General features: G+C 52.8%; 13 protein-coding genes. 7 read left to right on the top strand and 6 right to left on the bottom strand.

The annotated features are described in order from the left end of the window. Positions 1-21 precede the first annotated feature (21 nt). Positions 22-1,590, top strand: coding sequence for a BCCT family transporter (locus tag PSCS_RS00660; protein WP_068809860.1), 1,569 nt, complete (start codon positions 22-24; stop codon positions 1,588-1,590). On the opposite strand, the gene rlmKL is transcribed toward PSCS_RS00660, so the two are convergent. Beyond that, positions 1,560-3,737 (bottom strand): bifunctional 23S rRNA (guanine(2069)-N(7))-methyltransferase RlmK/23S rRNA (guanine(2445)-N(2))-methyltransferase RlmL, encoded by a 2,178-nt coding sequence (gene rlmKL / locus PSCS_RS00655; protein ID WP_068809859.1) that lies wholly within the window; start codon positions 3,735-3,737, stop codon positions 1,560-1,562. The two genes, PSCS_RS00660 and rlmKL, sit on opposite strands and share 31 nt — an antisense overlap. A 179-nt stretch (positions 3,738-3,916) precedes the next feature. Between rlmKL and PSCS_RS00650 the strand changes: the two genes are divergently transcribed. Further along, positions 3,917-4,462 (top strand): hypothetical protein, encoded by a 546-nt coding sequence (locus PSCS_RS00650; protein WP_068809858.1) that lies wholly within the window; start codon positions 3,917-3,919, stop codon positions 4,460-4,462. 7 nt (positions 4,463-4,469) lie between these two features. Here PSCS_RS00650 and PSCS_RS00645 read toward each other — a convergent pair whose 3' ends face one another. After that, complete coding sequence (locus tag PSCS_RS00645; protein WP_068809857.1) at positions 4,470-6,011, bottom strand: bifunctional GNAT family N-acetyltransferase/carbon-nitrogen hydrolase family protein; 1,542 nt, start codon at positions 6,009-6,011, stop codon at positions 4,470-4,472. A 344-nt stretch (positions 6,012-6,355) separates the two neighbouring features. Here PSCS_RS00645 and PSCS_RS00640 point away from each other — a divergent pair, with 344 nt between their 5' ends. The 3 genes from PSCS_RS00640 (at position 6,356) to aroA (ending at position 10,547) form a co-directional block, all read left to right on the top strand. Next, positions 6,356-8,431 carry a PQQ-binding-like beta-propeller repeat protein gene (locus tag PSCS_RS00640; protein ID WP_068809856.1) on the top strand — a complete coding sequence of 692 codons (2,076 nt, stop codon included), beginning with the start codon at positions 6,356-6,358 and terminating at the stop codon, positions 8,429-8,431. Between the two features lie 253 nt (positions 8,432-8,684). Then, positions 8,685-8,897, top strand: a complete 213-nt coding sequence (locus PSCS_RS00635) for a DUF2061 domain-containing protein (protein WP_317621767.1) — start codon at positions 8,685-8,687, stop codon at positions 8,895-8,897. A gap of 345 nt (positions 8,898-9,242) precedes the next feature. After that, the gene (gene aroA / locus PSCS_RS00630; protein ID WP_068809855.1) at positions 9,243-10,547 is read left to right on the top strand and encodes a 3-phosphoshikimate 1-carboxyvinyltransferase; all 1,305 of its coding nucleotides are present in this window, start codon (positions 9,243-9,245) and stop codon (positions 10,545-10,547) included. A 32-nt stretch (positions 10,548-10,579) separates the two neighbouring features. Here aroA and PSCS_RS00625 read toward each other — a convergent pair whose 3' ends face one another. The 3 genes from PSCS_RS00625 to PSCS_RS00615 all read right to left on the bottom strand — a co-directional run bounded on the left by PSCS_RS00625 (position 10,580) and on the right by PSCS_RS00615 (position 14,624). Further along, on the bottom strand, positions 10,580-12,250 hold the full coding sequence (locus PSCS_RS00625; protein ID WP_158662882.1) for a CocE/NonD family hydrolase: 1,671 nt from the start codon (positions 12,248-12,250) through the stop codon (positions 10,580-10,582). 45 nt (positions 12,251-12,295) lie between these two features. Beyond that, complete coding sequence (locus tag PSCS_RS00620) at positions 12,296-13,150, bottom strand: class I SAM-dependent methyltransferase (protein ID WP_082866699.1); 855 nt, start codon at positions 13,148-13,150, stop codon at positions 12,296-12,298. 91 nt (positions 13,151-13,241) lie between these two features. After that, a complete protein-coding gene (locus PSCS_RS00615) occupies positions 13,242-14,624 on the bottom strand; it encodes an SEL1-like repeat protein (protein WP_068809853.1) in 1,383 nt (460 codons plus the stop codon). A gap of 244 nt (positions 14,625-14,868) precedes the next feature. Here PSCS_RS00615 and PSCS_RS00610 point away from each other — a divergent pair, with 244 nt between their 5' ends. Together PSCS_RS00610 and PSCS_RS16205 are read left to right on the top strand one after the other, a co-directional pair. After that, positions 14,869-24,066, top strand: coding sequence for a DUF4347 domain-containing protein (locus tag PSCS_RS00610; RefSeq protein WP_068809852.1), 9,198 nt, complete (start codon positions 14,869-14,871; stop codon positions 24,064-24,066). Next, positions 24,038-24,772, top strand: coding sequence for a hypothetical protein (locus PSCS_RS16205; RefSeq protein ID WP_267890023.1), 735 nt, complete (start codon positions 24,038-24,040; stop codon positions 24,770-24,772). The genes PSCS_RS00610 and PSCS_RS16205 overlap by 29 nt, the downstream gene beginning before the upstream one ends. On the opposite strand, the gene PSCS_RS16375 is transcribed toward PSCS_RS16205, so the two are convergent. Then, the gene (locus PSCS_RS16375; protein ID WP_082866700.1) at positions 24,674-25,069 is read right to left on the bottom strand and encodes an ACT domain-containing protein; all 396 of its coding nucleotides are present in this window, start codon (positions 25,067-25,069) and stop codon (positions 24,674-24,676) included. The two genes, PSCS_RS16205 and PSCS_RS16375, sit on opposite strands and share 99 nt — an antisense overlap. Positions 25,070-25,099: the final 30 nt, after the last annotated feature.

The raw sequence follows: 25,099 nt of genomic DNA, 5'->3' as shown, positions 1-25,099 counted from the left end.
ACAACAAAAATTGGGGGGCTTATGTTTGAACGTCTGGGTGAGAAGCTGAATCTGAGTGCGATTCCGCAGATTTTTTTCTCAGCAGCGATTTTTGTCATTCTGTTTGTTTGTGCGGCCATTCCGTTTCATGAACAGTTCGCTGACTTTTTTGGTGCGATTGGCGGATTCACGTTTCGTTACTTTGGTTGGTTTTATGTGGCTACCGTATCGGGGCTGCTGATTTTTCTGGTTTGGGTGGCACTCAGTCGCTTTGGCGGCATGAAATTGGGGCGAGATGAGGAAAAGCCCGAATATAGTGCCACGACCTGGTTTGCCATGTTATTTGCCGCAGGTATCGGTACTATTCTGATGTTTTGGGGGGTGGCAGAACCGCTGTCCCATTTTGCTAATCCTCCGCTGGAAGGTATTGAGCCTCAAACGATTGATGCTGCCAAACATGCGATGAATATCGCGCTATATCACTTCGCCTTGCATACCTGGACCATTTTCACATTACCGGCGTTGGCCATTTCCTATTTTACTTACCGCAAAAATTTACCCATGCGCATCAGTAGTATTTTTTACGGTGTCTTGGGTGATCGGGTATTTGGCCCCATTGGTTGGGTCATTGATGTCATTGCTCTGGTGGGCACCCTGTTTGGTGTTGCGGTTTCTGTTGGACTGGGCACCTTGCAGCTCAATAGTGGTTTGAATCATGTATTGGGCGTGCCTGTAGGATCAACATCCCAGATTGTGATCATTGCCGTTATTACTATCATTGCCACAATTTCAGTCGCACTTGGGCTGGATAAAGGGATCAAACGACTTTCCGAGTTTAATATCGGTATTGCTTTGTTTGTCATGCTCTTTATCTGGGTTTGTGGGCCAACCCTGTTCATTACCTCGGGTATCGTGCAGAACTTTGGTAATTACATGCAAAATCTGCCGTGGATGGCATTCTGGACTGAGGCATATCAGGGAACCAGCTGGCAACAAAGCTGGACAGTATTTTACTGGGCCTGGACGATTGCCTGGGCGCCTTATGTCGGTATCTTTATCGCCAGAATTTCCCGGGGGCGGACAATTAGGCAGTTTGTCATTGGTTCACTAGGCGCGCCATCCCTGTTCTCACTGGTCTGGTTTACCGTGTTTGGGCTGGCTGCCATGGATCTGGAGTTGAATCAGGGGGTAGATCTTGTCACGCAGGTTCAGGCAGATGTGTCGATAGCGTTGTTTGAGTTTCTGTCCCATTACCCCATGGCGATCTTTATGTCGCTGCTGGGCTTGATCGTTATCATCATCTTTCTGACAACCTCGGCGGATTCCGCTGCGTTGGTGGTTGATCAGCTTTCGCGCAGCAACCTGCAGGTCAGTAAAACCGGGCAGCGCATATTCTGGACGTTTATGCTGGGGGCGGTGGCTGGAACATTGATGCTTGGCGGTGGGCTGCCAGCGCTGCAAAATGTCATTACAGCGCTGGGCTTTCCGTTTTGTGTGTTGCTGGTTTTCATGGCCTGGGCCATGAAACAAAGCCTACAGAAGGACTATGAAGAAGAGCGGTTAATGGCCGAACAAACGGCTCAGGAAGCGCGAATTAACCAGGCTCGGTGAATTTTCGGGTTGCGCTGAAAATCCTTGTCGATGCTGGGTCGGCTGTAGTCTTCGACATTCCAGGTCTCTTGGACCTGGGGGTCGAGACGGAACTTCCGCATATTGTTTGAGAAGATCAGCAGACCGCCCTCTCTCAGTAATCCCATGCAGGTCTCGATCAGGCTGACGTGGTCACGCTGGATATCCAGGTCGTGCTCTGTCCGCTTTGAGTTCGAGAACGTGGGTGGGTCCAGGAAAATGATGTCAAAGCGATCCTTACAGGTCTTCAGCCACTGCTGGCAATCAGCTTCCACCAATTGATGCTGCTTTAAAGACAGGTTGTTTAATGCCAGGTTTCTGCCAGCCCAGTACAGGTATTTCTTGGACAGGTCGACGCTGACTGAGCGGCTGGCACCGCCTAGTGCCGCCTGTATCGTGACTGACCCGGTGTAGCAAAACAGGTTGAGTAACGACTTGTCTTTGGCCAGTTTGCGGACCAGTCGCCTCAATGGGCGATGATCCAGGAACAGGCCGGTATCCAGGTATTGGTGCAGATTGACATATAGCTGTGCACCGTATTCATCGACAATCAGGTCTGAGCCTGACTGTTCCTGGGGCTGGTACTGGTTGCTGCCTTTTTGTCTCTCCCGAACTTTCAGGCTGATGTCAGTCGCAGGTATTTCCAGTGCCTGTTCTGTGGCGAGTAATGCCTGTCGCCGGCGTATCGCAGCATCGGCCGCGTTAACGGTAGCCGGCGGGGCGTATTCCTGCAAGTGCACACTGACTTTGCCTTTGATGTCCGTATAGATATCCAGTGCAAAAGAAAATTCAGGGATGTCGGCATCGTAGAGCCGGTAGCAGGTAATTTTTTGCTGACGAGCCCATTTGCCAATGTTTTTGATGTTCTTGCGCAAGCGGTTATAAAACATCTGACCCTGCTCATCCAACGCCTGAGCGGGGACGATTTTGCCCTGGTCAGCGGCATTACGTTGTTGTTTGTATATGCTGTCTTCGCTGACATTGAAGAGCAACAGGCGAGCAGGCAGCGGGCCATTGAACATGGCGTATTGTTTATGGCTGTGCAGTCCCAGCAATTTGCCCCATTCCGGGCGAGCTGTAAAAACGGCGGCCTGCTGTCCAAGCGCTGTGCGTTGAATGACCTGACCAAGGCGGTTGTATAGCGCCATTACCTCTTCTTCTTCACCCAGGCGCTGTGCGTAGGGTGGGTTAGTAACGACTAACTCCGCTTTACGGTCTTGTGGTATCTCGTCAATGGCGTCAGAACTGAACTCGATCTGATCCCAGACGTCGGCACGCTCGGCATTGCGGCGAGCCATGCCGATGACGCGTAAATCCTGGTCACTGCCGTATGCCTGACCGTCCCAATTGCGCCCCGCTTCCCGGCGAACCTCGGCCTGGGCGCGGATGCTGGATTCTATCTCGTGATTGTGAAGCTTCCAGGTAGACAGGCCGCCAACCCGGATCAGGCCGGGAGCGACATCCATTGCCATCAGCAATGCTTCGATGATCAGGGTACCAGCACCGCACATAGGGTCGAAAATGCGGACACCGGGTTGTTTGCTGAGTTCGGGCCATCCCGAGCGAATCAATATGGCGGCGGCCAGCGTTTCCTTCATCGGTGCATCGCCTTGCTCAAGGCGGTAACCACGACGGTGCAGTGAGCTTCGTGTCAATTCTACGCCAAGCAGTACTCGACCTTTTTTTAGCACGGCATGCACGCGAAGGGGGGGATTTTGCGTTTCCACTTCAGGTCGGGTTAAGCCAGCTTCGGTAAACTGGTCAACAATGGCATCTTTGACGCGTTGGGCGACAAACCGGGTATGGCGCAGAGCTGGCGTTGTACCCGCAGCGCTGACGGCGAAACGGGCGCCTGGCTCCATATGATCGGTCCACTGGATAGCCAGCGTAGCGTCATAGAGGTTGTCAGCGTCACTGACCGGGGCCTCCGCCAGTGTGGCGATGACCCGGTTAGCAATTCTTGAGTACATGGTGACGCGGTAAGCAGCGTCCAGGGTTCCGCTGAAGTAGACACCGGCAACGGTTGGTCTGATGTCTTCAGCTGCAAACTGCTCCAGCTCGCTGGCCAGTAATGGTTCCAGGCTCTTTGCGCAGGTGGAGAAAAAGGTATATGTGTTGGCAGGATTCATGCGCGCATGATACTACGTTCAGTGGCTGATTTGTCGGCTAAAATTGCTGTTGCAAAGAATAAGTCAGCACAGGAGGTTGTCAGATCAGCCCCGGGGCCAACAGTCTCCTTCTTGATTGCTGCCTGTAGCACCGTGCTATGCTCTGTCATCGGTTAAAACCAGCGAAGTGAAGTGTGTGTATGAAAGTGATGAAAGTAGGGTTTCTTGGCAGTCTGATCGGGTATGTTTTCTCATCTGCGGTGAGCGCCCAGGTGGCGCCTGTATCTGATGAGGCCAGTCAAGGTGATACGCCAACACCAATGGAGTTGCAGGAGGATGTGGAAACCGTCCCGGCAGCGCCTGGTGTCAATTTCAGCGGTACCGGCTTGCCATTGAATGAATTGCATGAGGGCGAACTGGTAACGAGCCATCCGCAGATGGGAGACGGTACCTACGCGGACTGTTATCAGTTTGAAGCCACTGAAGGAGAGTCTTACCAGTTTACGCTGCGTTCAGACGACTTTAACGCTTACCTGCTGGTTGGGGCCGGGTTTTGTCAGGATGTACTGCTGCAATATGAAAACGACAATTTTGAGGAAGGCAACTCTGACGCACGGGTCTCCATGACGGCGGAATACCCTTTTTACTCGGTTTATATTAATACCTTTGCGCCAGGCGAGGCCGGTGAGTACACCATGTTGATCGAGCAGATTGACGAGTTGCCAGCCGAAGCGGCTGGCAACTGAGTTCAAGTCAGGATTTGCCCATCCATTTTACTTCGTACAGATCCAGCCGCTGATCTTTGGCGTTGGTGACCGAACCTTCGTGGCGTAGCTGGGCAAGCTTGTCGAGATCGAGGTCGGCGACCAGGGCCATCTCTGTATTGGGCGTGCTTTCAGTAATCACCGCGTCGTGTGGAAACATGATGTCTGACGGTGAATACACCGCCGATTCTGCATACTGAATGTCGACATTGTGAACCTGGGGCAGGTTGCCGACACTCCCGCCGATGGCGACATAGCATTCGTTTTCGATCGCTCGTGCCTGAGCGCAGCGTTGCACGCGCAGGAAACCGTTTTTGGTGTCTGTCCAGAAAGGCACAAACAAAATGTCCATGCCCTGGCGGGCCAGCAGTCGGGAAAGTTCCGGGAATTCCACATCATAGCAGATCAGGATACCGATGCGCCCCGCATCGGTTTCAAACACCTTAAGTTTGTCACCGCCATCAATCACCCAGTCACGACGTTCGTGTGGGGTGATATGCAGTTTGTCCTGGTAGTCCACGGTGCCATCGCGGCGGCAAAGATAAGCCCGGTTCAGTAAGAGTTCACCTTCGGTAACCGGGATTGAACCGGCAATGATGTTGATGTTGTATGTGATGGCAAACTCTGACAGAGATTCTATAGTGCGTTCGGCAAATGTCGACAGGAAGCGAATCGCTTCAAACTGATTGCCCTGATCGCCAAGGCCCATGAGCGGAGCATTGAAAAATTCCGGGAAAAGCACAAAGTCAGCCTGATAATCAGCAAAGGTATCGACGAAGTACTCAACGTGCGACAGCCAGTCTTCGAACGATTTGCTCAGGCGCATCTGCCACTGCAGGATGCCTACCCGGACTACGGATTTGCGGTGCTGGCTCAGATCATCCCAATCCGGCTCATAGAGAATATTGTTCCATTCCAGCAAGGTGGCGTACCCCTGGGATTTTTCATCCTGAGGGTTGTAGTCTTTCAGCAGCCGTTTGACCTCAAAGTCATTAGCCAGCTGGAAGCTCAGGATAGGGTCGTGAATATCCTTTCGGTCTACCGCAGCGATGTAGTCAGTCGGCGAAATATCGTCAGCATACTTGTGATAGTTAGTGATGCGTCCACCGGCCAGGATGGCGCGCATATTCAGGTTTCGGCAAATTTCCTTGCGGGCGTCATACAGGCGTCTGCCCAGACGCAGGTCACGATACTCAGGGTCAACGAACAGGTCCATGCCATACAGAGCGTCACCTTCGGGGTCGTGCTTCATCTGTTCCCGGCGGCCAATCAGGTCGTCGTAGGTGTGCTGGCGGCTGAAGCGGTCATAGTTGCACTGAATGGTCAGCGCGGCGGCAATCAGGTGCCCTGAGTCTTCGATAACTACCTGACCTTCCGGGAATTCCTGTATCAACCGTTTGATCGAGGTAGCTGGCCAGGCGCCGCCAATATCGGGGTAAATGGTCTCCATCAGGCGAGCAAGTTGGGGGTAGTCTTCCAGCGTGAGATTGCGAAGTTTCAGACGAACATCTGAGGGGGATTCATCGCTCATATACAAACATGCCTGTATCTAAATAAGTCGGGATTAAGTCGGGACACTCTGGTGCATAAAATATCAGAAAAGGAATGTGACGGCAGTGCCAATCTGCTGTTTAAAACTGACACAAAATAGGCAGGGGGTGGCCTGTGGACTTTACTAAGGCGTCTGCGGTATTCTCTGGGTTCCTTCCGTGAATCTGTTTAGGCAGGTTCAGCAGGTAGTATACATCCTGAGATTGATCAAGATCGGGGTATCCGGGTGATTGCACCCGGTGCCAGCGTGAAGGCTCCGCTCTACGAGGAACAAGAAAACCACAAAGCCAGAACTAAGAATCCGGCTTGATGAGGAGAGTGCAAGTGAAGATAAAAAGTAAACATTTGGCAGACGGCTTGCGTCGTATGTCGGCAGTTCGTGGCGTCGCCGCTGCGGTTGTCGGTATGGCGATGGCAACGCCTGCACTGGTGTCTGCACAGGAATCCATTGACTGGCTGACGCTTGGTTCGGATTACGCACACACCCGTTACATCCCTGCCAGCGAAATCAACGCTGATAACTTTGAAAATCTGGAAACCGCCTGGGTATGGGACGGTTCCAGCTTTAACGCCAGCAGCGGCCGGGCAACCCCCAGCTACATCGATGGCATCCTGTACACGGTAGCTGGTGACCGACGTCACGTGGTAGCGATTGAGCCACAGACGGGTGAGACAATCTGGTCCTATCGCGAGCCACACACCTTCCGTTATGAATATTCCATGCGTAAGGACTACGGCAAGGGTGTTGCTTACAGTGAAGTAGACGGCCGCGGTGTGATCTACATCGTCAGCCCTGGCTTCTTCCTGACTGCACTGGACGCCAAAACAGGCGCTCCTCTGGAAGATTTCGGTCATGAGATCGGTGTAGAAGGCTTCCCGAATACCGGTGTTGTCGATCTGCAGAAGATCATTGCCGAGCACAATGGTTACGAGTTTGATCCCTACTACGGCATCCCGCTGGAAGAAGGTTACATCACCAGCTCTTCTCCACCCATCGTGGTTAACGATACGGTTGTAGTTGGTAACTCTGCTGAGCAGGGCTACAACCAGACCCGTATCGAGAACATTCCTGGTGATATCCTGGGTATCGACAAGACATCCGGTGAGCACAAGTGGACGTTCAACATCATTCCTGACAAAGGCGAGTTCGGCTGGGATACGTGGCAAGACGGTGATGGCAACCAGTTGGAAGATCCTCGTGCCTACACGGGTGAGAACTCTTCCTGGGCGCCAATGGCAGCCGATCCGGAACGTGACATGGTGTACATCAACACCAACAGCGCCACGATCGACTTCTACCGTGGTCACACTCAGGGCGACAACCTGTACGGTTCCAGTCTGATTGCACTGGATGCGTCCACAGGTGAGCGTCAATGGCACTTCCAGCTGGTCCACAAGGACATCTGGAACTTCGATACACCAACTGCACCTGTTCTGCTGGACGTGATGCACGAAGGTGTTGAAACGCCAGTTGTTGCTCAGGTCACCAAGCAGGCATTCACGTATGTCTTCAACCGTGAAACAGGTGAGCCACTATGGCCCATCGAAGAGCGTCCAGTACCTCAGTCAACAGTGCCTGGTGAAATCCTGTCGGAAACTCAGCCGTTCCCGACCAAGCCAGAAGCCTATGACATGCAGGGTCTGACACACGACGACCTGATCGATTTCACACCAGAGCTGCGCGAGCAGGCCATTGAAGCGATTTCCAACTTCAAAATTGGTCCACTGTTCAACCCACCTCTGCATCGTGATAATGATGAAGGTTATGTGGCTGCACTGTGGTGCCCAGGTGACATCGGCGGTGTAAACATTGACGGACCAGCGGCTGCTGATCCGACTTCAGGCACACTGTTTGTAACGTCTCGCAAGAACTGCACAAACCGTATTGTGGCACCAGCTGAAGAGCGTGATGCCATGATCGAGCTGCCTACAGGTACAACGTTCGCACGTTACGCGTCTCTGCGCTCAGCGTTGCTGCGTGGTCCTCAGGGTCTGCCTCTGTACAAGCCACCATATAGCCGCATCACGGCGATCGACCTGAACACAGGTGATCACAAATGGTTCATCCCTGTGGGTGAAACACCTGATCGCGTGAAAAACCATCCTGCACTGGAAGGTATTGACGTTGGCAACACAGGTTCTGGCACAGTGGCTCCAATGACTGTGACTGCAACCATGCTGATGTACGCCAGCCAGCAAAGTGATGGCACGCCGACTCTGTTCGCTGTTAACAAAGAAACCGGTGAGCAGATTGGTAAAGTGGCAGTACCTGCCAACAGCCGTTACGGCATGATGAACTTCCAGCACGAAGGTGTTCAGTATGTTGTTCTGCAAACAGGCGGTACGCTGACTGCGCTGTCGCTGCACGGTCCGGTAGACATGGGTGGCCCGGCTCACTAAGAGCCAGATACGCCTGTCAGGCAGTGTAATAGCTGCACTGAATCAAAACCCGCTCTGACTGAAGTCAGAGCGGGTTTTTTATTGCCTTAGGTTTTCTGATGAGAGGTATCTCCGTTCTTTGCATTATTGATAATGGTTATCATTGGCATAGAAATTAAGAAATATTCTTTATCATTCCTGCGCATTAGCATAGTGCTCAATGAATGCCTTACATGATGTAAAGCATCTAATGATGCGGAAAGAGGGTGTGGTAATGAAACAGATTCAGAAAACGGCAAGCTTTGCGGTATTACATTTCTTAACAGCTTTTACAGTGGCCTGGGTGATGACAGGTAGCTGGTTGATCGGTGGTGCCGTCGCATTAGTAGAGCCAGCGATAAACACTGTTGTTTTTTTTATTCATGAGCGAGTCTGGTCGGCGAAATTCCCTGAGACTGCTCCTGAAGCTGAGGTCATAGCTGTCTGACTCTGCTATATAGTTGCCTGGCTCACTAGGGGGGGCACGACATGGCACTGAGAAAAAGAAACACCCGGGCCGGAGACGACAAACCAACCCGGGTGTTATAGGGGAAAATGCTCACAAAAACGAAGTATTTAGCGATTCACTCACTACCTCTGCTGCATTGATGTTAATAGTAATGATAATAATTACTATTTGCAATAGTAAAATGAAATATTTCTGCCTTTCGCTTGCCCCTTCCGGTAGCCGCTGTCCTGTTAGAGCAAGAAGGCTTAGTATTCGCTATAATATCTTTAGAACGGCCTGCGCACATACCTGCGCAGGCCCTCCATCTGCGCCAAGGATTTCCGCATGCAAACGTTGACCCTTCAGCCTGTCAGTTCGGCGAGAGGGCAGATTACTCTGCCTGGCTCCAAGAGCCTGTCCAATCGTATTCTATTGCTGGCCGCGCTTGCCCGTGGCACCACCAAAATTACTAATCTGCTGGACAGCGATGATGTTCGGCATATGTTGACGGCACTGACCGCGCTGGGCGTTGAGCTGGAACTTTCAGAGGATCGCCAACAGTGCCTGGTACAGGGGATTGGTGGTGCCTTTCAGTTGCCGGATACTTCTCAGCTGGAAGCTTTGTTTCTCGGTAATGCCGGCACAGCGATGCGTCCCCTGACTGCAGCGCTATGTGCCTCGACTGGCCAGTTTGAGCTGACCGGTGAACCGCGCATGTATGAACGTCCCATCGGTGACCTGGTTGATGCACTACGCCAGTGTGGCGCTGACATTGAATACCTGGGTGATGAAGGATTCCCGCCTTTACATATTAATGGTCATGCGCTTCGAGGTGGTCAGGTCAGCATTCGGGGGAACGTATCAAGCCAGTTTCTGACTGCCATGTTGATGGCCGCTCCACTTTGCCAGGGTGACGTCGTAATCAATGTGGAAGGAGAACTGGTTTCCAAGCCCTACATTGATATTACCCTGGATGTGATGAGCCGCTTCGGGGTGAGGGTTGAGAATAATGATTATCAGTCTTTTCACATTAAAGGTGGCCAGTCATACGAGTCGCCGGCACAGATTATGGTAGAGGGTGATGCTTCGTCTGCATCCTACTTTCTGGCGGCGGCTGCCATTGCCGGTGGGCCGGTTCGGGTTTATGGCGCCGGCAGCCACAGTGTCCAGGGCGATGCGAAGTTTGCTGATGTGCTTGCCAAAATGGGAGCAGAGATACGCTGGGGTGGAGACTGGATAGAAGTGGAACGACAGGCTGATTCAGTTCTCAACGGGATAGACATTGACTTGAACCACATCCCTGATGCGGCCATGACCATCGCTACCACAGCGCTATTTGCCGAGGGTCCGACCTGTATTCGCAATGTCTATAACTGGCGAGTGAAAGAGACAGATCGTCTGTCAGCCATGGCGACTGAGTTGCGCAAGGTAGGGGCAACCGTTGAAGAAGGTGAGGATTATATTCGCATTGAGCCCCCGAGCGAGATTCAATCGGCGGCTATTGATACCTACGATGATCACCGAATGGCGATGTGTTTCTCGCTGGCGGCGTTTGGTAACAGCCCGATCACCATTAATGATCCAGGTTGTACGGCGAAAACGTTTCCCACTTACTTTGAGCTGTTTAAGGAAATGACACAGCCAGCCTGAATGGCTGGCTGTGTCATCAGACAGAGGGACGGTCAATCAAGCGTCTCGGTTACCACCGGCAGGATGATGGCTGAAGGGTGATCACTGTCCAGGTGGATAGTGTTGCGGGCTTCAACAGCAGGGGTGCGGCTATCGTCCAGCGCTGTCCCATTGTTCGGGTTGACGGCAAAGCGCGGATAATTGCTGGAAGTGATATGCACGCCAATCTTGTGCCCTGCCTCGAACGTTTGCGCTGTACTCCACATATTAATATTTAACTTGTAGGTCTCGCCGGGTACGAGCATAGCCTCGTTGCCAGCTTCCTGGCCGTTCCTGAATCGGGCCCGAAGCGGATAATCCAGAATCAGTGCTTCATACCCGTCCGGGTAAATGTCGACCAGCTTGACCATAAAGTCGGTATCCGGGGCATCAGATGAGACATACAGCTCCATATCAATGTGACCTGCCACCACAACGTCTTCAGTCAGTGTCATGCTCTCAAATCGCAGGTAGTCATCGCGCTCGCCAATCTCGCGCTGATCCCGTGGTCCGACATCCTGTCCCAGGTTCTGTCCACCCACTGTTGGAACAGGGTTCTCGGGATCAAAGGTGTAAGTGATCGCGTGTTCGGGCTTAACGGGAGGAGTGGTACGCAAGCGCATGTCCGGTTGCAGGTAGTAGCGCGTCAGCGACTGGTTTAACGGCCAGTGGTCGCTGGCTATGACGCGATTCTTGTCTGAGACATTGCCTTTGCGGGCAGACGCCATCATGTAAAAGTGAACCGGTGGTTCATCCATAATGCCGTTATCGATGCCTTTGAGCCAGTAATCCCACCAGCGGAACTGTTCTTCCTGGTCACCGCTGATCAGGCCGCCGCCAGGGTAGGTCAAGTCGCCTTGCAATGTGCCGTGACCAAAGGCTCCCATAAACAGTTTTTGTTTGCCGCGGGCTGCCGGATTGCCTTCTTTCTGCAGATACAGGTAGTTGGATAGTGACCCCTCGGCATAAATGTCGTGCCAGCCGCCAACGTTGTATACTGGGATTTCCACGTTTTGACGGTAGAACAGAAAGTCAGTGTTCTTCCACTGATCGTCCAGTACGGCACGAGCCCGGTAAGCATCAATATCTTCCTCGCTAACCCCTTGACCGCGCAACCAGCCCCCGGAATGGCTTTCTTTGAATACGCCACCAATGAACCGAGATCGGTAGAACAGGCTGTCGGGGGCAACTGTGACATAGGCGGCTGTCAGGTGAGGTGGTGCGGCGGCTGCGGCCAGGTTCGAGGTAATGCCAGGCGCTGAAGTGCCGAATATACCAATTTTCCCGTTACTGAAGTCCTGTTCGGCTATCCACTCAACAGTGTCGTAGCCATCTTCCATGTCATTTTCAAAGGGACGGTTTTCGCCTTCCGAATCATTGCGTCCTCGTACGTCCTGGGAAACCAGCGCGTAACCACGCTCATGATAGTTGTCGGCTCGGTTGTCCAGGCCATCCTTGTCATAGGGTGTACGTGTGAGCACGACTGGCCAGGGGCCCTCGCCGGCTGGCAGGTAAATGTTGGTTGCCAGGTTCACGCCGTCCCGCATGGGTACCATGACGGTTTCGCGGGACTGTGCGTAACTTAATGCACTGACCATTAGCATTGGCCATAGCACTAGAGCGATGAGCCAGTGATGACTTTTCTGCCGGCCAGAGGGAGAGGTGACTTGGAGGTTTGCAGGCATGGTTCGTGTCTCCATTGTGATTATTATCTGATCGTTCTTTGTAACTTATTGTGCCTTGCGAAACAACATGGTCAGCCGATCACTTTCGCCAATAGTCAGGTAGTGTTGCTGTTCATCTTCCGGAACCCCGCGCAGATTGGGCGGCAGGTTCCAGACACCCCCGGGATGATCTTTGGTGTCATTCGGATTGGCATTAACTTCGCTTGAGGCGACAAATTCAAATCCGTTGATTTCCATCACATCAATCAGTGATTGTTCGTGAATATAACCATTGCCCGACTCACGATCTGCGTCCATGCGATGGTCAACAATACCGACAATACCGCCGGGCTTGAGTGCTTCATGCCAGGCAGAGAGCATGTTTTCAGCGCCCCAGTTCATCCAGTTGTGAGCATTGCGGAAATCCAGCACGACATCCACGGTACCTGGCGCTGCCAGGGTGGAGCGTTGTCGGGGATGCAAATCAACCACTTCTACCTGATCGTAGACATCCGGGTAGGAGGCCAGCATATCTGCGTAGCTGCGATTCATGTTCATCATCATGTCAGAGGCTTGCGAGGGGTCGCGCGGGTAGCCCGCTGCAATCAGCTTGCCTTCATCACGTAAATACGGGGCAAGAATTTCGGTATACCAGCCACCGCCAGGGAAGATTTCGATGACTACGTCATCAGGAGCAATGTCAAAGAAGGCCAGCGTTTCCGCCGGATGACGATAAGCATCACGAGCCTTGTTGACCGCAGAGCGATGTTCGCCATTAAGAATGCTGTCTATTGAAGAAACATTATTCCCACTGCAGGCAGCAAGTGTCAGCAGTGCACAGAGGAGGGCGGTGGCGCCGAGTCGTGGGAAGTGGCCTGAAGCTAAGGAAAAAGAGCGGGGTGAACGAAACATGCTGGACATGCAAAGTCTCCTGACTGCGTTGTTATTTTAGAGTCTTCACTCTACACGCAGTCAGGAGAATTCGGAAGCAGGCCGCAACGGTTATGGCTGATCAGGATGCGGTGCGCGGCTGATCAATGACTGGAGAGGGTAGTTGTGGTTGTCCCTGTGGATTGTCGCCGTTGTTGCCCGGGGCGTTGCCTGGTTGTGGAGCACCGCTGCCTTGCCCATTATCTTGCGGGGCGCCTTGTGGCCGACCGTCCTGGGTCTCCTGGCGTAGCTGTAACTCACCAGGGTTTCTCACGGCATAGGCGATCATCCAGCGCAGGGCCATCACCTCAGCTTCTTCGACCTCAGTGCTGGTCATGCGACTGCGCAAATCCAGCATATACTCGCGCCCGGCCTCATGACCAAAGCGCATGGCGATTTCGTACCACATGTGGCCGATCTTGTCGCTTTGCTCAACACCCAGACCTTCGGCATAAATGCGACCCAGGTAAAACTGGCCCAGTGGATCACCCTGATGAGCTGATTCATTGAACCAGTGGCGCCCTTTTTCATAGTCGCGCGGAAAGTCTGCTGTGTTGGTTGACACATAAAGCATACCCAGGCGTGTCTGGGCATCGCGCAGTCCCTGCTCACCAGCACGCTCGAGATAGCCAACAGCTTTGTCTAGATCCTGCTCTGTACCGCTGCCAGCGGCGTACATTAATGCCGCGTTATATTGCGCATCCGCACTGCCGTTATCAGCAGCCATGGTAAACCAGGTCAGTGCAACGACGGGGTCTTCTTCGGTCCCCATCCCGCTCAAGTGCATGACGCCCAGATTGTACTGGGCATCTCGATGACCCTGTCGGGCGGCCTCCTGATACCAGCGAATGGCTTCTTCGTAATCTGTCGGGCGGCCCTGGCCATAGAAGTTCATGGTGCCAATGGCGTACTGACCACTGGCATCGCCTTGTTCGGCTGCCTGCATGTACCAGTAGTAGGCTTCGTCAAAGTCCCGCTCAACGCCTTCGCCACGGTCATACATCAATGCCAGGTTGAACTGCGCTGAGGTCATACCTTGCTGGGCTGCCAGTGCATAGAGCTGCATGGCGCGTTCATAGTCAGCTTCGGTACCGATGCCATTGTGATACATCAGCGCCAGATTGAACTGGGCCAGCGCATGGCCTTTCATGGCGCCGTCAGTGAAATTGGCCAGTGCGCCTTCGTAGTCCTGCTCCTCAAAGGCTTGCAGGCCTTCCTGGATGTCGTAGGCGTTGTCATCGGCAGCTTGTGAGTCCTCACTCCCCGCTGCACCAGAATCAGCCTGACTATCTTCGGGAGACGCCAGAGACGGCAGCTGTGGTGCCGCCTGGGCGGCAGGCGCCTCTGTGGCGCCATCAGGTGCGATGGGTTGGCTGAATGCCAGTGAACTGGCCAAGGTCAGAAGACCAGTTACCACCAGGGCACTGGACACTCGAATGCTTTGTTTTGAAATCAATATATTCATGGATCTGATTGTAGCTGGCCTGTCAGCCGTGGCCAAGTCATTTGGCTTTTTGCCACATTCTGTCGCATTTGGCGAATTGAGACGCAAAGTCAAAACATTGAGACGCTATGCCAAGATAAATTGTGACCGGCTTCGTATAATTTATAGATAACAAACAGATACAAGCAACTGCTTTGTTCAGTTTATCAATAAAAATGCATCAAGGTTAGCAGTCGCAGGTGCCAGACAGCTTGAGGGAAAAGACATGAGCCAACATTCAGCCGCAAAGATGATAGCCATTGTTGATCAGGGCGTAGATAACTACCAGGCGATAGCAGCAGAGGCAACTGCCAAGGATATGCAGGTGGTCCTGTTACCAGCATCTGAAAAAGCTCTCTCAGGGCTGGCACAGGAGCTGGCCAATTATAAAGATGTCGACGCCATCCACGTTTACTCGCATGGCAGCAGTGGTGCGTTGCAACTCGGGGACAACACTCTCACAGCCGATAACCTGAATTCCTACCCTGAACTGACAACCGCAATAAAAGATGCGCTTCACCCGGATGGCGACCTGTTGCTTTATGCCTGCGATCTGGCGAAAGGAGAGCAAGGAACGCATTTTATTGATGAACTGGCGCACTTGACGCTGGCTGATGTTGCCGCCTCTGATGACATCTCTGCAAATCCGTTACAGGGAGGAGACTGGGCGCTGGAGTATCAACATGGTCAGGTTGAACAAATGGCCATAGGTTTTGACTCATTGGAAGGCACTCTGGGGATAACATCACCCACTACGGTTACGTTCGATGATGTTGATTGGACTGAGATTGGATTTCTAAATGATGCGAACGATTACGGAGCGTTTCCCACATTACTTCATGATGGATGGAAGATTGAAGGGGTTGTTATATACCACAGTACCCCGCAAAACCTTCCCTTTATAGAGTATGGATTTCGTAGCGTAAATCAAAATGGGGATGTCCACATTGCGGCTAGAGCTGGCCGGCCTGATGGTCTGCCCAGTCATCTTGCATTCAGGGTAGAGCGCACTGATGGCGGCGCCTTTGCTTTGAACTCTATAGATATAGGGGGAAATTCAGGAATTGCAATCACTGCTTATAATGAAAATAACAATGTTTACCAGTCAGAGCTCCTGTCAAGTGGAGGAGCCTCCGGCTCACTGATAACATGGCAAGCAGAAGGGCAGCTCAACAATGTCACTCGCGTGTATATAGAGTTGGTTGAGTCGCCAAAGTATATAATAGGTATTGATAATCTTGCTGTAGGCCCAGCCATTCTCCCGCAGCAAGAACCCTCTGTATCATTAACGACAGCAACGCCGACCTTTATTGAAAATGGCAGTGAGGTTGATTTATATAGCGGTGTCAGCCTACTCACCAACGATGACGGGCAAACCGTCAAGAGCATTACCCTGACAGTCAGCAATGTGGCTGACGATGGCAGTGATTACCTGTATACCTCAGAAGGCTGGTTGCAGTTAAATGATGGTGAAAGTGCATCTGTGCTCAGTGACGCCATGACGGCGACAGTGACTGTTGAATCAGGTGTGGCAACTGTCACATTCCAGGGAGATGTCTCGGAAGCGCAGGCGGCCACCATTCTGAATGGTCTGGCCTATAAATCTGAAAGCGACGCGCCTGATACGACAGACCGGGTGATTACCCTGACTGAATTGGTAGATAGTGGCACTGATTCCAAATCGGTCGCCCCCAACCAGTCTTCAACCGTTTCCCTGACGGCAGTGAATGATGCTCCCGTGCTGGATAATTCCCTTTCCCCCGAGTTAACCGGTGTAAACGAAGATGCTATTGCACCGGAGGCAGGTACCACCAAAGGCAGCGAACAGGGCGCAACTCTGGTTTCCAGTTTGCTCGGCGGAGTCACCGACGCGGAGGCCGATGACGATCAGGGGATAGCGATTACTGATATTGCCGATGAAGCAGCCTCGTTTTGGTACTCCCAGGACAGTGGCGATACGTGGACTGAAGTAGCCAATGTCTCAGCTGTCACGGCCGAGAACGCCTTGCATTTGATTGGGACTGACCTGCTCTATTATCAGCCCAGTGCTAACACCAATGGCGATGATGTCACGGCATTCACTTTTCGCGCCTGGGATCAGACCAATGGCCAAGGCAGTGGTGACATGGCAGATACCACCAGCAATGGTGATGACACTGCCTACTCCACCGCCACTGATACGGTGACCGTTGATATTGCCCCGGTGAATGACGCACCGTCTCTGACCGATGATGCCACGGTGACACTGGATGCTATAGATGACAATACGACCAGTGACGCCGTGCTGGTTTCAACGCTGCTCAGTGATGCCAATTATGCTGATATTGATACAGGCGATGGTAGCGGTATCGCAGTTATAGGCCGCAGTGGCAGTGGTGCCTGGCAGTATAAAGCGAGCGATGATTCTGACTGGAGTGACATGCCCGCAGTATTGACGGATACCAGTGCATTCAGGCTGGATGCGCAAACCGAAATTCGCTATGAGGCTGACGGTAGTAATGGCGAGACCGCCACCCTGTCTTTCCGGGCCTGGGATCAGGATGCCGGCAGTGTGGGGCAGGGCTCAGCCACCAGTCAAGGCGGGACCAATGCCTTTTCCAGCGAGAAGGCGACGCTCTCCCTGACCGTGAATGATGTCAATGATGCCCCAGTCATCGACACAACAAAATCTCCAATGCTGGAATCTATTGAGGATATAGGCGCACCATCAGAAAACAGCACTGCCAACAGTGTACTGGTGTCCTCCCTGATGGAGGGTGTCAGCGATCCTGATGGTTCAAGTATTGTAGTGCCAGGTATCGCTGTCACTGATATTGAAACAGACAAAGGGACTCTATGGTTTAGTTTCAACGATGGGGGGATCTGGAAAAAAGCGGATGAGGTCAGCGATAGCAGTGCACTGACTCTGAAGAGAACGGATCGGGTCTATTGGCAGCCAGCTGAGAATGAAAATAACAGTGTGGCAGAAACTGCCTTTCTATTTCGGGCGCTGGGTATATCAAGTACCGGCGAGTATGTAGATACATCAAACAATGGTGGCACCTCACTTTTCTCTGAACAAACTGAAGAGGTGAAGGTCACGGTCGACAGTGTCAATGATGCACCGGTGCTGGATGCAAGCGAATCCCCGGCGTTGACGACCGTCGATGAAGGTGCCAGTGCACCGGTAAATGAAACAACAGTCGGTGCCGCACAAGGCGCAACGGTAGTGACCAATATTGTCAGTGCAGGTTATTCCGATGTCGATAGTGATCTTGGTGGTATCGCTATCACCCAGTTGAATGCCAGTACAGCCAGCCTCTGGTACTCCATTGATGCCGGTGAAACCTGGTCAAAAGCCAGTAGCCTGGCTGAAAACAATGCCCTTCTATTGCGCACTAGTGACCTGGTTTATTTTGAGCCGGCAGCAGGTGCCAGTGGTGAGGACATTGACGCCTTTACCTTCCGTGCCTGGGACAGAAGTGCTGGCGCGGCTGGCGATACGGGTGTGGATACCACCACAAATGGTGTTGGTAGCGCATTCTCAGCATCTTCTGACACAGCTACCGTGACGATCAATCCAGTCAATGATGCTCCGGTACTGAGTGAAGATTCACAAACATTACCAAATACGGATGAAGATACTGCAACGAATGCCATTTCTGTTTCGCAACTACTGGAGAATGCGGGGCATTCAGACGCGGATAGTGAGGCAAAGGAAGGCATTGCCATTACAACGACTCATGGTAATGGTAACTGGCAGTATTCGAATGATAACGGCCAAAGCTGGAATGATATCACTGAGGTAAGCAGCGAGGCTGCCTTGCTGCTGGACGGGACGACGCTTATTCATTACCAACCAGACTTGGTCGATGGTGAGGCCCTTGTCGTATTAGGTTTCCGTGCCTGGGACCAAATATCCGGGACAGTGGGTGGAGGGGCAGATATAAGTGCCAGCTCATCACGTGGTGGGGAAACAGCGTTTTCCAGCACACCACATTCCGTTACCTTGAGTGTGTCAGCCGTAGAAGATTCGCCTGTTGTTGGTATGGAAAAAGAGCTGAGTTTGACAGGTATCAACGAGGATACCGCTGCACCTGTGCAGGGCAGCACCGATAATGCCACGCCGGTGTCGGCGCTGATGACGGGCATGACGGATGTGGATGATGACAGTGTCACTGGCATTGCCATCACGTCCAGTAATATGAGTGATGGAACGCTCTGGTATAGACTGGATGGTGGTGATAACTGGCTGAAGGTGGGCAACACCACGTTGAGTGATAACAATGCCTTGTTGCTTGATGCAGATGATCACCTGTACTGGCAGCCCAATGCCGATACGTTTGGTGAAATCTCAGATGTGATTACTGTCAAGGCCTGGCAATCTGGCGGCGATGCGTCGGCGCCTGAGGGTGGTGATACCCGCGTACTAACAACCTTGAATAGCGACGCCAATGGGTATTTCTCTACCGCCAGTGATGACGTTTCTGTCAGTGTGGCTGGCGTTAATGACGCACCTACGTTGTCGAAAACAGATTATGTGGCAACGCCAACAACTGAGCAGTATGCTCGCATTATCTCAGTATCAACCCTGCTAACATCGCTGGGATATGCGGATACTGAGAACAGCGACGGTGGTATTGCAGTCACTGGCTCATCTGGAAATGGGGCATGGGAATATTCCATTGATCTGGGTGATACCTGGCACAATCTGGGGGAGGTGGCCGCTTCCGCTGCCGCATTACTGAGTAAAAGTGCCATGCTTCGCTACTCACCTGATGACGAAAATGGAGAAGATGTCACACTGACAGCCAGGGCCTGGGATGGCAGTGCGGGTACGGCCAGTGATGAAGCGAGTGTGTCGACCTTGAATACACAGGTTAATGGCGGCGACAGTGCGTTTTCTACAGAGCAGGCCAGCATCACACTGAGTGTGACTGACCTCAATGATCCACCAACGTTGAACAGTGGCACAGAATATGAGATGACCAGTATTGACGAGGATGAAACCTCGGCATCAGTGACGGCAACATCCCTTCTGCAAAGTGCCGGTTATGCTGATGTGGATAACGATGCTGATAAAGGCCTTGCGATCTTTTCCGCTTCAGGTAATGGTGACTGGGAATATACCACTGATGGCAATAACTGGAGCGTGGTGGGTGAGGTTAGTCGTTCCCAGTCATTGTTGCTGAGCAGTGAGACTCAACTTCGTTATGTGGGGGATGGTAAAAGTTCGGAGACGGCCGACTTGCGATTTTCGGCCTGGGACATGACTTCTGGTACGCATGGATCAAAGGTTGAGATTGAAACGGGTGAAACAAGTGCCTTTTCCAGTAATTTTGGTACGGTCACGCTCCAGGTAGACGGCGCCAACGATGCGCCTGTGCTGGACGTGGATGGACACTCACCCGCATTAACCACCGTCTCGGAAGATCAGGCAGACCCTCAAAGTGGTATCACCCAGGATGAGGATGATGGCGCGACCCTGGTCTCCAGTCTCCTCGATGGTTACTCGGATGTTGAGAACAATCCGGCAGGTATGGCGATTACGGGTTTGTTGGGTGGTCGAACGACGGCCTCGCTTTGGTATTCCACTGACGGTGGCGCGAATTGGGATAAAGCAGAGTCACTGGACCAGGATAACGCGTTACTTCTGGATGGTGATGCCTTGCTGTATTTCACGCCTGAGAGTAATGATAACGGACCCATTGATGTGTTTACCTTCCGCGCCTGGGATGGTGTTAATGGAACAAGTGGTACTTATGCCAGTGCATCTGCCACAGGGGGGACGACATCATTTTCCGAGCAGGAAGAGTCGGTTGCTGTGACGGTGGATTCGGTTAACGATGCGCCAACCCTGACAGCAGGCACTCAGGTACTCTCGGCAACCGACGAAGATACCACTAGCGACGCTTTTGCCATTTCAAATTTGTTGAACAATGCTGGCTATGCCGATCTTGATGAAAATGCGGATAGCGGTATTGCACTGAGCGGTGCCAGTGGCAATGGTGCCTGGCAATATTCCACTGATGACAATAACTGGACTGATATTGCTGAGCTCACAGATGAAAATGCACTGTTGTTAACTGCGGATACATCACTGCGCTATGTACCGGATCAGGTTCAGGGAGAGTCGGCCACCTTAACGTTCTATGCCTGGGATCAATTCACCGGTGCGCAGGGCGATGCTGTCGATGTTAGCGCAGCCGAAGGCCGTGGCGGGCAAAGTGCCTTCTCCAGCAATGAAGCGACTGCCACATTGAATGTAGTGCATGTGAATGACCTGCCGCAAATTGATGACAGCAAAGACTTGAGTCTTACCCGTATCGACGAAGATGCTGCTGCGCCCAGTAATGGCAGCACAGCCGGTAGCACACAGGTGTCGACAGCGCTGATGGGTGGCATCAGTGACCCAGATGGCACACCGGTATCAGGTGTCGCTATTACCGGCATGAATAGTGATAAGGGTACGCTCTGGTATAGCTTGAATGATGGCACAACCTGGCAGCAGGTCACTGAGACATTAAGCGAAGATAATGCTCTGGTCCTGTCGAAAACGAATGAGATTTACTGGCAGCCTGAGCAGAATGATAACGGCACGATTACGGATGCCCTGACGATTAAAGCCTGGAGCGCTGGTGAAGGCGGTGTCTCTGCAGGGTCACTGGCCGATACCGGTGTCAGTGATATCAGCAATGGCTTTTATTCCGACAGTTCGGATTCCGTCGCACTGACCATTAATGCCCAAAACGATGCGCCGGTATTGGATGATACACAAAGCCCGGCTCTGACTGGCATCAGTGAGGATGCTGTTCAACCGGTTAACGGTAGCACGGCAGGCAGTACGCTAGTCTCTGCGCTGACCGGTGGTGTGAGTGATATTGATGGTGATACCGATATTGGCATTGCCATCATGGCCACCCAAAGCAGCAAAGGCACGTTGTGGTACAGCTTTAATGATGGTGATAACTGGCAGCAGGTGGGTACCGTCAGTGAAAGCAGCGCCTTGCTGCTGAATGGTGATCACCGCCTGTATTGGCAGCCTGTCAGTGATGAGAATGGTAGTGTCGATAATGCGATCACTTTCCGGGCCATGGATGTCAATTATGGTGGCGAACGTGGTGATGTCAGTAATAATGGTGGCAGCTATCACTTCTCTTCAGCCAGCGATACGGCCAGTGTTTTTGTTGCAGAGGACAATGATGCGCCGTTGATCACGAATGACGATTTCTTCAGTCTTACGTCAACAACAGAAGATGAGATCAGTTCTGAAACAACGGTTGCTGTTATTCTTGCCGGCGTTGATTACAGCGAGATTGATAGTGACGATAAATCGGGTATCGCGATCACTTCAATGACGGGTAATGGCAGTTGGCAATATGATGCGCAGAATGATGACAACTGGGCGGATATGCCATCGGTTGCTGAAATCAATGCGCTACTATTGAACAGTGCCACCAAGTTGCGCTATGTCCCAGACGGGGAAAACGCCGAAAGTCAGGTTGATCTGGTATTTAAAGCCTGGGATCAGACCGTCGGTGCGGCTTCCACCAATGGTAGTGCACAGCGGATCGATACCACCACGGATGGTGGCACAACAGCGTACTCTGCTGAAACGGCTACCGCCCGCCTGGCAGTGTCACCGGTCAATGACTCCCCTGAGCTGGATGACACGCAGTCTCCCGCGATGACAGCTATTGATGAAGATAGCGCGGCACCGGCAACAGGCAGTCTGGCTGGCGCCACTGCGGTCTCCAGCCTGCTGGCCGGTGTCAGCGACGTTGATCAGGGCGATGAGCAGGGTATCGTCATCTCCGCCAACAATACGGATAAAGGCACGCTGTGGTATTCCCGTAATAACGGTAGTACCTGGCAAGAGCTCACAACTGTCGCCAGTGACAACGCTCTGTTACTGGAAGCGAATGGGCATTTGTACTGGCAGCCTGCTGCTGATGAATATGGCAGCGTGGATGATGTCATCACTTTCCATGCCTGGGATCAAAGCAGCGGTGAGGGCGGAGAGTTCGTCAATATTGGCCGGACATCCTCGTCGGATCCGTATTCAAGCACCAGTGATACGGTCAGTATTGAGGTGAACAATATCAATGATGCGCCGACGGGCACTGTGAAATTGACCGGTGGTACCCAGGCAGGTATGCGACTTCAGATCAATCAGGACCTGGCCGACAAAGACGGGCTGGGAGCATTGAGTTATGTCTGGCGAGCAGATGGCGTCGTGCTCGCGGATCAGACTGCAGAAAGCATGATGCTGGCAGCTGAGCATGTGGGTAAAAAGATATCCGCTACCGTCCAGTATACCGATGAGGGTGGTAAAGCCGAGTCTGTTTCCAGTGTTGAGACGGGTGCGATAGCAGCGGCGCCTCCGCCCTCGACTGGTGGCGGCAGTTCAGGCGGCAGTGATAACAGTGATGATTCTGCGGATGGTGCCATAGTTAATACAGACACCGAAACCCGCGAAGACGGCAGTACCGTTGATGTCACTGAGATCGATATTATTAGTGATGACCGCGAAGAAGAAACCGGTGATCCTGAACAGGCCGATGTGCCCGTTGTCACAGAAGGTGATGAACGCCTGCTGGAAGTGGGCCTGCCCACCGGCTCAGGCATGCGCATCGAAAGCGAAGGCGGTGGCACCGGTGCCAACGGTCTGATCAACGCCATCCGTCAGCGCACTAACGGTGAAGGCCAGCAAGAAGACCAGGAAGAGTTGACCGGCTCGGGCAACAACTTCCTGGGTGATCTGCCCGATCCGGACAACCTGGTGGTGCGCACCCTGGTGCCAAAAGTGGCGAACAACACCCCAACAGCAAGCCCGATCAAGGTCAGCGGTACCCCGGCCGGCAGCAAACCGGTGGCGGTGGTCATTGATACCACCGAGCTGCCAACTGGCCAGATGCTGATTCTCGATAGCGTACAGTTTGGCGCCATCATTGGTGAGGTGATCATCATTGGTGGTACCGGCCAGAACTCGGTGAGCGGCGATGGCCGGGTACAGATCATGGTACTGGGTGAAGACGATGACGTACTGCGCGGCGGCGGTGGTGACGACCTGGTCGGCTCCCGCGGCGGTGATGACATGCTGTACGGCGATGCCGGTAATGACAAGGTCATTGGCGGTGCTGGTAATGACACCTTGGAAGGGGGCAGCGGTAACGACATTATCCAAGGCGGAGCCAGTGATGCCGGTGAGTGGATCTTCAGTCTCAAAGACAACCAACTGGTCAGCCGCTTCAATGCCTCGGATGTGATCGCTACCGACACCGAGACCTTCGAGCTGGTCGGCCCCTGGTTCACCGAAGGCAGCAGCGGTCTGGAGAGTGATACCCGCCTGCAGTTCAGCTATGCAGATAACGCCCGACTGGAACTGGTTGCTACGCTGTACAAGGCGGCCGTTGGTGAGAAAGCCATCACTGATGGACTTTAACGCCTTCGTCAACAGCGACCTCAGTGCTGAGGCACTGGCCAACGAAGCCGTAAACTTCTACTTCAACAGTCAGGGCCTGGTGGCTCAGGCACTGGAAGTACAGGTCGAAATGCTGATCGAAGCCGTCTGGGGCGAAGGCAGTGCTTCTGATGCCCTGGTTGCTGAGGGGGTTAACTTCCTCAGCAACGGCAGCAGTTGGGCCGATGCCATGCTGATCCTGGCAAATGCTGAACAGGCGGATCAGCTGCTGGCCAACGAAGACGGCGAGCTGGTGTTGGTAGAGACCTACCAAACCAGTGAAACCGGCTGGTCGTCAGCCACCGGTGACGACATCCTGCGCGGTGGCACCGGCAACGACCGTCTGGTCGGCGGTGACGGTAATGATCTGCTCGATGGTGGCGAAGGCACGGACGTGGCGGTCTACACTGGCGGTGCAGCTGACTTTACTTTCCAGGTGGTGTATCCGGATACAGCGATGGTTCCAGAGATCAGTCTTGAGTATTTACAACTGCAAATAACACGAACAGCCACTGGCGAAACCGATACGCTGCAGGGCATTGAGCTGCTGAAGATCGGTGGCCACTACTTCGAGCTGAATGAAGACCTGTCAGGCTATAATGAAGGCACAGACTATGCACTCGTGGAAATCATCGGGCAGATGTCGGTGGAAGACGTGAATGGGACTGGGCTGGCCGGGGTGTACTGATAGCACTGGGCCTGCTGACTTGGATAGCTGAAGAAAAAGCAGGCCCTGCCCCCGCACAACAAAAAGCCCGGTTCGCCGGGCTTTTGTTTGTCGTTCATAGACCAGCTTTAGTCTGTCAGCTTGATCCTGAGTGATAATCCATGTGATGCCTTCCTCTTCCGGAAAGGTTGCTAATGGCATGAACTTGTCAATATCGGGCAGCGCGTTTCTGTCAGGAAATGAGCAAAACACATAGCTATTGTCATCCAACGATGGCGCTAAGGTTTTGAGCATTTGTTCTAAGTTGTTAACTGCCATCAAGAGTACCTTTAACGACTAACTTACCTA

The sequence above is a fragment of the Pseudohongiella nitratireducens genome (assembly GCF_001642735.1).
GTDB lineage: Bacteria > Pseudomonadota > Gammaproteobacteria > Pseudomonadales > Pseudohongiellaceae > Pseudohongiella > Pseudohongiella nitratireducens.
Note: the sequence above shows the minus strand (reverse complement) of the source record. Positions and strands in the feature narration are given on the sequence as shown.